The 8448-nt window shown below is 76.0% G+C and carries 10 protein-coding genes and 1 pseudogene; 3 read left to right on the top strand and 8 right to left on the bottom strand.

Translation table 11 applies throughout. The features are described from left to right. From HCN52_RS18550 to HCN52_RS18540, 3 genes are all read right to left on the bottom strand, one after another. The coding region (locus HCN52_RS18550) for an AAA family ATPase (protein WP_168089582.1) at positions 1–720 on the bottom strand (720 nt) is incomplete at its 3' end. Then, a complete protein-coding gene (locus tag HCN52_RS18545) occupies positions 717–1895 on the bottom strand; it encodes an exonuclease SbcCD subunit D (RefSeq protein WP_168089581.1) in 1179 nt (392 codons plus the stop codon). The genes HCN52_RS18545 and HCN52_RS18550, both read right to left, overlap by 4 nt. 64 nt (positions 1896–1959) lie before the next feature. Beyond that, the gene (locus HCN52_RS18540) at positions 1960–2610 is read right to left on the bottom strand and encodes a YigZ family protein (protein ID WP_168089580.1); all 651 of its coding nucleotides are present in this window, start codon (positions 2608–2610) and stop codon (positions 1960–1962) included. An 80-nt stretch (positions 2611–2690) separates the two neighbouring features. Here HCN52_RS18540 and HCN52_RS18535 point away from each other — a divergent pair, with 80 nt between their 5' ends. Beyond that, complete coding sequence (locus HCN52_RS18535; protein WP_168089579.1) at positions 2691–3125, top strand: CoA-binding protein; 435 nt, start codon at positions 2691–2693, stop codon at positions 3123–3125. Between the two features lie 60 nt (positions 3126–3185). On the opposite strand, the gene HCN52_RS18530 is transcribed toward HCN52_RS18535, so the two are convergent. The 3 genes from HCN52_RS18530 to HCN52_RS18520 all read right to left on the bottom strand — a co-directional run bounded on the left by HCN52_RS18530 (position 3186) and on the right by HCN52_RS18520 (position 5410). Next, the gene (locus HCN52_RS18530) at positions 3186–3845 is read right to left on the bottom strand and encodes an acyltransferase (protein WP_312876768.1); all 660 of its coding nucleotides are present in this window, start codon (positions 3843–3845) and stop codon (positions 3186–3188) included. A 107-nt stretch (positions 3846–3952) separates the two neighbouring features. After that, positions 3953–4417, bottom strand: coding sequence for a DUF4442 domain-containing protein (locus tag HCN52_RS18525; RefSeq protein ID WP_168089577.1), 465 nt, complete (start codon positions 4415–4417; stop codon positions 3953–3955). A gap of 147 nt (positions 4418–4564) precedes the next feature. Next, complete coding sequence (locus HCN52_RS18520; protein WP_168089576.1) at positions 4565–5410, bottom strand: spermidine synthase; 846 nt, start codon at positions 5408–5410, stop codon at positions 4565–4567. Positions 5411–5528: 118 nt separating this feature from the next. On the opposite strand from HCN52_RS18520, the gene HCN52_RS18515 reads away from it, so the two are divergent. Continuing rightward, positions 5529–6278 carry a TVP38/TMEM64 family protein gene (locus HCN52_RS18515; protein WP_168089575.1) on the top strand — a complete coding sequence of 250 codons (750 nt, stop codon included), beginning with the start codon at positions 5529–5531 and terminating at the stop codon, positions 6276–6278. Positions 6279–6378: 100 nt separating this feature from the next. Further along, a complete protein-coding gene (locus tag HCN52_RS18510; protein WP_168089574.1) occupies positions 6379–7260 on the top strand; it encodes an undecaprenyl-diphosphate phosphatase in 882 nt (293 codons plus the stop codon). A gap of 76 nt (positions 7261–7336) precedes the next feature. On the opposite strand, the gene HCN52_RS18505 is transcribed toward HCN52_RS18510, so the two are convergent. Next, positions 7337–8242, bottom strand: a complete 906-nt coding sequence (locus HCN52_RS18505) for a Gfo/Idh/MocA family protein (RefSeq protein WP_168089573.1) — start codon at positions 8240–8242, stop codon at positions 7337–7339. Next, positions 8227–8448, bottom strand: a pseudogene (locus HCN52_RS24895) (hypothetical protein); the annotation flags it as partial. The pseudogene HCN52_RS24895 and the gene HCN52_RS18505, both read right to left, overlap by 16 nt.

Raw genomic sequence — 8448 nt, 5'->3', positions numbered from 1 at the left:
GTCCGGCGCGCCGGAGGCGGCGTCCGCGACCGGGGGCGGCGGTCCGCCGCCGGTGGCCTGGTGCGCACGGTGCAGCAGCTGGTCGACCGCGCGGTCCGCCTCGCGCAGTGCCTCCAGCGCGCTGCCGCGCTCCGCGGCGAGGTACTGCTCCGCCGCGGCGAACCGGCGGGTGTCGAAGAGCCGGCCGAGGAGCCGTCCCCGCTCCTCGGCGTCGGCGCGCAGGAACCGGGCGAAGTCGCCCTGCGGCAGCAGCACCACCTGGCAGAACTGGTCACGGTTCATGCCCAGGAGGGTGCCGATCTCCTCGCCGATCTCCTGGTGGGAGCGGCTGAGCGGGCGCAGCTCCCCGTCGGGGGTGCGCTCGGCGAGCAGGCTGACGGCCTTGTCGCGGGTGTGCCCGGTACCGCGCTTCTTCGGTCGCTGCTGCTCCGGGCGGCGTGTGACCTCCAGGCGGCGGCCCTCGACGGTGACGTCGAGGACGACCTCGGTCGGGAGGTCGGGGGGCGCGTGGTGGCTCCGCAGCGCGCCGAGGTCGGCGCGGCGCGTGCCGGGGACGGAGCCGAAGAGCGCGTAGCAGACGGCGTCGAGCACGGCGGTCTTGCCCGAACCGGTCGGCCCGTGGAGCAGGAAGAGGCCGCCGGCGCCGAGCCGGTCGAAGTCGACGTGCTCGGTGCCGGCGTAGGGGCCGAACGCGGTGATCGTGAGGTGGTGGAGCCTCATGCGGGGCCGCCCTCCTGCTCGGCGCCGCGCGGCGGTTCCGCCCGGGCCGCCTCCAGAGCCCGGTCGAGCAGCTCCGCCTCGGCGGGGGTCGGTTCCGAGCCGGGGCGGACATGGCGGACGAAGTCGGCGGCGATCTCGCGGTCGCCGCGGCCGCGGAGTCGCTGCGCGTAGGTGGTGGCGCCGTCCCCGGGGACCGGGTCGGGGTCGAGGACCAGGCTGATGAGGTGCGGGAAGCGGGCGCGCAGCCGCGGCATGGGCTCCTCGGGCCGCGCCGGGTCGGTCAGCGTCGCCTCCAGCCAGTGGTCGCGCAGCGGTTCGTGCGCGGGGTCGGACAGCAGGTCGTCGATGCGGCCGCGGATGCGGCCCAGGGGCCGCGGCACGGGGTGCGGCACCGTCTCGGCGGTGAGCTCCCCGCCGGGACCGAGCTCGATCAGCCACATGCCCTTGCGGTGGGAGGATTCCGAGAAGGAGTAGGCGAGGGGCGAACCCGAGTACCGGACGCGGTCGGTGATGGTCTGTGCGCCGTGGAGGTGGCCGAGCGCGGTGTAGTCGAAGCCGTCGAACAGCGAGGCCGGGACCGCCGCCGCTCCCCCGGCGGTGATGTCGCGTTCGCTGTCGGACCCGACGCCGCCGGTGACGAAGGCGTGGGAGAGGACGACGGAGCGGACCCCGGCGCCGCGGCGCGCGAGATCCGCGCGGATCCGGTCGGCCGCCGCGCCGAGCACCTCCCGGTGGCCGGCGCGGGTGACGCCGAACTCGGCGCGTGCGAGGGCCGGTTCGAGGTACGGGATGCCGTAGATCGCGACCGGCCCGTGGGAGTCCTCCAGCAGCACCGGCCGGTCGCAGGTGGACGGGTCGGTCCGCAGGTGGACGCCGGCGCGCCCGATGAGCCCGGCGGCGACCCCGAGCCGGTGCGGGGAGTCGTGGTTGCCCGAGATGATCACGGCGGTGACGCCGTGCTCGGCGAGGCGGTGCAGGACCTCGTCGTAGAGCCGCACGGCGGACAGCGGCGGCACCGCGCGGTCGTAGACGTCGCCCGCCACCAGCACGGCGTCGACCTCGCGTTCGACGGCGACCGCGACCAGGTGCTCCAGTGCCTCGCGTTGCGCCTCCAGCAGCGGTACGCGGTGGAGCCCCCGCCCCAGATGCCAGTCGGAGGTGTGCAGCAGTCGCACGGTGCGGCGTCCCCTTCGTCCCCTGTCGGCGCCCCCGCCTCGACGGGCCGGCGGCACCGGAACGCTACCAGCCGGTGCCGGGTCGGTCCTCCCCGTACCAGTCGCCGCCGGGTTCCAGGACGGCGGTGCCCGCGGTGGCGTCGGCGAGCCAGGCGGCGAAGGCGTCGAGGTCGCCCCCGGGCAGTGCCGTGGTGAGGGTGACCGCGCTGCCGTAGGCGACCTCGCGCACCACGTGCCCCCGCGCGCGCAGTTCGTTCTCCAGCTTCCCCGCGCGCTGGTGGTCCACGGTCACGGTGGCGAGGCGGTACCGGGTGCGCGTCACCGTGCCGATCGTGTCCAGCGCGGTGCCGACGGCCGCGCCGTAGGCGCGGATGAGGCCGCCGGCGCCGAGCTTGGTGCCGCCGAAGTAGCGGCTCACGACCGCGACGACGCAGCGGAGCTCGCGGCGGGTCAGCATCTGCAGCATGGGGAGCCCGGCGGTGCCGCCGGGCTCGCCGTCGTCCGACGCCTTGCGGACCGCGCCGTCCGCGCCCAGGACGTACGCCCAGCAGTGGTGCGAGGCGCCCGGGTGGCGTTCCCGCTCGCGGGCGACGACCGCGGCCGCCTCCGCCTCGGTGGCGACCGGGTCGAGGGCGCAGACGAACCGGGACCGGTTCACCTCGGTCTCGTGGACCCCGGGCCCGGGCACGGTCAGGTAGGCGTCGGGTGCGGACATGGGCCCACCCTAGGCGCGCGCGGCCCGGCGGCCGGTGGCGGGCCGGGAATGGCGGCACGCCACCGGCTGTTGGCGCGGGTATGTACGGAGACGACGGGACGGTGCGCTCGATACTCGCGCCGCCGGGAGAGACCTGGGCCGTGGTCGGCCTGTCCACCAACCGCGCCCGCGCGGCCCACGGTGTGGCGGCGCTGCTGCAGCGGTTCGGCAAGCGGATCGTGCCGATCCACCCGAAGGCGGAGACGGTGCTGGGCGAGCCGGGGTACGCCTCGCTGTCGGCCGTCCCGTTCCCGGTGGACGTGGTCGACGTGTTCGTCAACAGCGCGCAGGCCGGCGCCGTGGCGGACGAGGCGGTGGCCGCGGGGGCGCGAGCGGTGTGGTTCCAGCTCGGTGTCGTCGACGAGGCGGCGTTCGCGCGGGTCAGGGAGGCCGGGGTGGCGATGGTGATGGACCGCTGCCCGGCGATCGAGCTGGGGCGGCCCGAGTTCGCGGAGCTGCGGCCCCCGACGGGGTGAGGCGCACGCCACGGTGAGGGGACCGGCGGCCGGCCCGCGCCCCTCCGCCGCTCCTACGTGTCACGGGGTGACGTCCTCGTCCGCCCCCGGCGGCGGCCCCGTCCAGGGGACGGGGGCCGGGGTCCGGAGCGGCGGCTGCCATCCCTCCTGCGCGCTCCAGCGCCGGACGGCCCGCGCCGGCACGCCGGCGACGACGGTGTGGTCCGGTATCTCGCCCCGGACCACGGCGCCGGCCGCCACCACGACGTTGCGGCCGAGGCGCGCCCCCGGGAGGACGACGGCGCCGGCGCCGATCCAGCTGCCGGGCCCTATGGCCACCGGTGCCGCACGCGGCCACTGGAGCCCGACCGGACGTGCCGGATCGTCGTAGGAGTGGTTGGTCGAGGTGACGTAGCAGTACGGCCCGAGGAACACGTCGTCCGCCACGTCGACGGGCGCCTCGACCACGACGTGGCTGCCCCTGCCGAGGACGACGCCGTCCCCCAGGGTCAGCCGCAGCCCGGGCCCGAGATCCAGTCCGGGCGCCATGCCGACGGTGAGGGTGACGTCCTGGCCGATGACGCAGTCGGCGCCGAGCGAGATGTACCGCTCGCCGAAGACGGTGCCCTGGGGGAAGGCCAGCCGGGTCCGCTCCCCCACGTGGTGGAAGGCGTACGGGCCCGGGCGGTCGGCGGTGACGGCCGCCGCCCGCGCCAGCCCCTTCCAGAGGGCGTGCGCCACACCCGAGCCTGCCCGGCCCGCGAGCGCCCGGAGCGCTGTCAGCACCGTCGTCCCCGTCCGTCCGTCGCTGCCCCGCCCCGCGACCGGGGCCTGGGGCGTTCGTGCCGTCAGTTGCTGGGGCGGAGCGTCCAGACCACCGTCATCTCGCCGGTGACGTCGCCGTTCTCGCGGCGGAGGGTGACGTGCACGTCGAACTCCGGTCGGCTGCCGGCGTCGAGGTCGGCGACGACGTCGACGATGGGGCGGCGCATCACCGCCGTGGCGGTGATGGGGCCCATCGCCAGCTTGCGGTAGCCGATCTCCGCGCGCACGGCGAGCGGGACCGCCCGACCCAGCTGGTCGGCGAAGGCGGCGAGCACGATCGCGCCGGAGGCGGACTCCGCGAGGGTGAACATCGCCCCGGCGTGCGGACCGCCGACGTGGTTGCGGTACTCGGGCCGGTCGGGGAGGCGGACGACGGCCCGCTCGGCCGTCGTCTCGGTGAACTCCAGCCCCAGGGTCCGGGCCATCGGCACCGAGGCGGCGAGCTGGTCCCCGACAGTGGGCGTACGCGCGGGCGTGGTCTCCGTCATGGCCGGAACGTTACCAGTCGGTAGGACGGCCGGGGAGGGCGCGTTCGCGCCGCCGCCCGCGCGTGTTCGCGCCGCCGGGCGCCGACTCCGACCGGACGGGTGACGCCTCGTCGGGCGCCGCCGGGCGGACGGGTTGCCGGGCTGCTGTCACCCCACGGTGAAGGCGCCCTCCGGCAGCCGGGGCGAGGGCACCCCCGCGCCCCGGGGCGGCCGGGCGTCGCCGACGAACCGCCGGAGCGCCGGGCCGTGGACCACCCGCGCCGGGAACGCGTCGGCGGCGCAGCGACGCGCCAGGTCGGCCACCGGCAACGGCCGGTCCGCGGCGGCGAGCACCGCGTTGCCGAAGCGGCGTCCGCGGAGCACCGACGGCTCGGCCACCAGGCAGACCTCCTCGAAGACCTCCGCCGCCGCGGCGAGCTGCGACCGCAGGAAGGCGAAGGGGGCGGAGTCCGCGAGGTTGGCGAGGTGCACGCCGCCCGGCCGGAGCACGGCCGCCGAGCGTCGCAGGAAGGCCGGGGTGGTGAGGTGCGCCGGGGTGCGGTCGCCGCTGAAGACGTCGGCGACCACCGCGTCCACGGAAGCGGCCGGGAGCTCGGAGAGGACCGCCACGGCGTCGCCCCGGCAGACCTCGATACCCGGCGGCGGTGGGCCCAGGGTCGCGGCGACCAGCTCGATCAGGGCACCGTCGTCCTCCACCACCAGGTGCCGGGAGCCGGGCCGGGCGTGGACGAGGTGGCGCGGCAGGCTCAGCGCCCCGCCGCCCAGATGGACGACGCGCTGCGGCTCCGCCGCGGGAGCGGTGACGGCCAGCAGCTGCGCCAGGCGCCGGACGTACTCGAACTCCAGATGCCCCGGGTCGTCGAGATCGACGTAGGACTGCGGCACGTCGTCGACCGTCAGCAGCCAGGCGCGCGGGCGGTCGACGTCCGGGAGCAGGCGTGCGGTGCCGTGGGAGACGGGGCCGCTGACGGGGCGGGCGGGGGCGCTGGTCACGCGGCCAGTATCCCAGCGTGCCGCCGGGCACCGGGCTCCGCACCCGTTCGCGGGTACGCCACGGCCCGGCCGCCTTGCGGCTCGCGGTTGTTCACACCCCGTGGGCTAGGCTCGCCGGGTGTCCACCGCCGTTGACGAAACCGCGCCCTCGCTGCCCGGACCGCCGCTGTCGCGGACGGCCGTGGGGGTCCGGCTGCTGGTGCTGGGCGTCCTGCTCGGTGGCGGTGTGCTGGCGGTCGCGGCGCTGGAGCCGCAGCGGCTCCTGACGGAGGAAACCCTCGGTTCGGCGGGTCTCGGCACCTGGCTCGTCTTCACCCTCGGGTTCGGGGTGCTCAGTGCGCTCATGGTGCCGCGTCCGGTGATGGGGCTGGCCGCGGGGGCGCTCTTCGGGGCGGCGGCCGGCGCGGCGCTCGCCGTCGTCGGCACGATGCTGGGAGCGGCCGCCGGCTTCGCCGCCGGACGGGTGCTGGGCCAGCGGGCGCTGCGTCCGCTGCTGCGCGGGCGGCTGCTGACGGCGGCCGACCGGCAACTGAGCGTCCACGGGTTCCGGTCGCTGCTGGTGCTGCGGCTGGTCCCGATCCTGCCGTTCGCCGTGGTCAACACCGCCGCCGCCGTCTCCCGCGTGCCGTGGCTGCCGTTCCTCGGCGCGACGGCCCTGGGCGGTCTCCCCCAGAACATAGCCTTCGCGGTGGCCGGGGCCCGGGCCACCGACCCGATCTCGCCGGCGTTCCTGTCGGCGGTCGCCTTCCTCGTGCTCTCCGGCCCCGTCTCGGCCTCGGTGTGGCGCCGCCGACGCGCGCGGCGCGAGTCCGCCGCCGCGACCGCCGCGGAGAGCAGCACGCCGGGCCACCCCGCCGACCGCGCCTGACCCCGCGGCGGCGGCGCCCGTCCGCCGCGGCCACGCGTGATCGCCGCGGCCGATCCACCCCTCCCATGACAGCCGACCGCAGGGACGAGCGGAGCACGCCATGACCTGGTTCGAAGCACTGGTCCTCGGGATCGTCCAGGGGCTGACGGAGTTCCTGCCCATCTCCTCCAGTGCGCACATCCGCCTCACCGCGGTCGTCGCCGGCTGGCAGGACCCCGGTGCGGCGTTCACTGCGGTGACCCAGATCGGCACCGAGGTGGCGATCCTCATCTACTTCCGCAAGGAGATCCGGGCGATCGTCACCACCTGGACGCGCTCGCTGTTCGACCGCTCGCTCCGCTCCGCTCCCGACGCGCGGATGGGCTGGCTGGTGATCGTCGGCTCGGTGCCGATCGCGGTGCTCGGGATCCTCCTCAAGGACACCGTGGAGGGGCCCTTCCGCGACCTGCGGCTCATCGCGCTGGGGTTCATCGTGCTGGGCATCGCCCTGGGTGTCGCCGACCGCATGGCCGCGCAGGCCGAACGGGGCGGCCGCCACCGCGCGCGCGGCCCGCTGAAGGAGCTCGACCAGCTGTCGGTGCGCGACGGCGTGTACTTCGGGCTGTGGCAGGCACTCGCCCTGATCCCCGGGGCCTCGCGGTCCGGGGCCACGATCACCGGCGGCCTCTTCCTCGGCTACACGCGCGAGGCGGCCGCCCGGTACGCGTTCCTGCTCGCCATCCCCGCGGTGATGGGCTCGGGCCTCTACGAACTGCGGGAGATCGGTGGCGACACCGGCCACGCGGGGTGGGGCGCGACGATCTTCGCCACGCTGGTCTCGTTCGCCATCGGGTGGGCGGTGATCGCGTGGTTCATGCGCTGGGTCTCCACCCGCAGCTTCATGCCCTTCGTCTGGTACCGGATCGTGGTGGGGGTCGCACTCCTGGTGCTGGTGTGGGCCGGGGTGCTGGAGCCGCTGGCGGGCGCCGAGTTCGGCGGCTGACCCGGGGCCGGGCGGTCGGGGGGGCCGGCGGACGCGAACCGGGCCCCGGCGGTCACGCGGTCACGCGGTCACACGGTCACACGGTCACACGGCGCACGATCTCCTCGCAGAGCTCGTGGGTGCGCAGCGCGTCCTCGGCGTCCGAGCCGGACCGGGGACGTCCGGTGCGCACCGTCTCGAGGAAGGCGTGCACCGCCTGCTCGATCCCGCGCTGGCGGGCCACGGGCACCCAGTCGCCGCGCCGGCGCACGGTCGGCTGCCCCTTGTGGTCGATCACCTCGGCCAGGTTGCGCACCTCCCGCTTGGTGTCGGCCCCGGACACCTCCAGCACCTCCTCCGCCGAGCCCGAGAGCCGGTTCATCACCCCCAGCGCCGTGAACCCGTCCCCGGCGAGTTGCAGCACCACGTGGTGGAGCAGCCCGTCACGCACCCGGGCGCGGACGTCCGTCGCGGTGACCTCGCCCGGGACCAGGAAGCGCAGGGTGTCGACCACGTGGATGAAGTCGTCGAAGACCACGCGCCGCGGCTGGTCCGGCAGCCCGAGCCGGTGCTTCTGCAGCACGATCAGGTCGCGCGGGTGGTCGCGGCACTGCGCGTACCCGGGGGCGAACCGGCGGTTGAAGCCGACCGCGAGCGGCAGCCCGCCGGCGGCGGCGAGCGCGACCAGCCGGCGGGCGTCGTCCACGTGGTAGGCAAGCGGCTTGTCGACGTAGGTGGGCACCCCCGCGGACAGCAGCCGGGTCACCAGCGCGGGGTGGGCCTCCGTCGGCGCGTGCACCAGCGCCGCGTCGGGCGCGGCCGCGAGCAGGCCGTCGAGGTCGGGATGGCGGCGCTCCGACGGGATGTGGAAGGCGTCCCCGACCTCGGCGAGGGTGGCGGGGGAGCGGGTGTGGAGATGGAGCCGTGCCCCGGGGAGGGCGGTGAGCACCGGTAGGTACGCCTTGCGGGCGATGTCGCCCAGTCCGATCACCGCGATGCGCACCGGTGTCTCCCTCTCCCTCGCCCGTGCCGTCCGACGGCCCGCCGTGCCGCGTCGCGGAGGCTCCCGCGCGGCACCGCGCAGCCTAGGCGAGTTCCGGGCCGTCCGTCCTGCCGCGCGTCGGGAGCGGAGCGGAGCGAGCGGTCGAACAGCGAGCGCGTCCAGGTGGTGACGATCGCCCGGATCTCCTTGCGGAAGTAGATGAGGAT

Origin of the sequence: Streptomyces bohaiensis (assembly GCF_012033785.1) — a bacterium.
In the GTDB taxonomy this organism is placed as follows: domain Bacteria; phylum Actinomycetota; class Actinomycetes; order Streptomycetales; family Streptomycetaceae; genus Streptomyces; species Streptomyces bohaiensis.
The sequence above is the reverse complement of the archived record's forward strand: the minus strand, read 5'-3'. Positions and strand labels throughout refer to the sequence as shown.

Coding starts and splice junctions, on each gene's coding strand:
- HCN52_RS18540 (WP_168089580.1), bottom strand. CDS start 2,610: ATGTCCGCACCCGACGCCTACCTGACCGTGCCCGGGCCCGGGGTCCAC.
- HCN52_RS18535 (WP_168089579.1), top strand. CDS start 2,691: ATGTACGGAGACGACGGGACGGTGCGCTCGATACTCGCGCCGCCGGGA.
- HCN52_RS18525 (WP_168089577.1), bottom strand. CDS start 4,417: ATGACGGAGACCACGCCCGCGCGTACGCCCACTGTCGGGGACCAGCTC.
- HCN52_RS18510 (WP_168089574.1), top strand. CDS start 6,379: ATGACCTGGTTCGAAGCACTGGTCCTCGGGATCGTCCAGGGGCTGACG.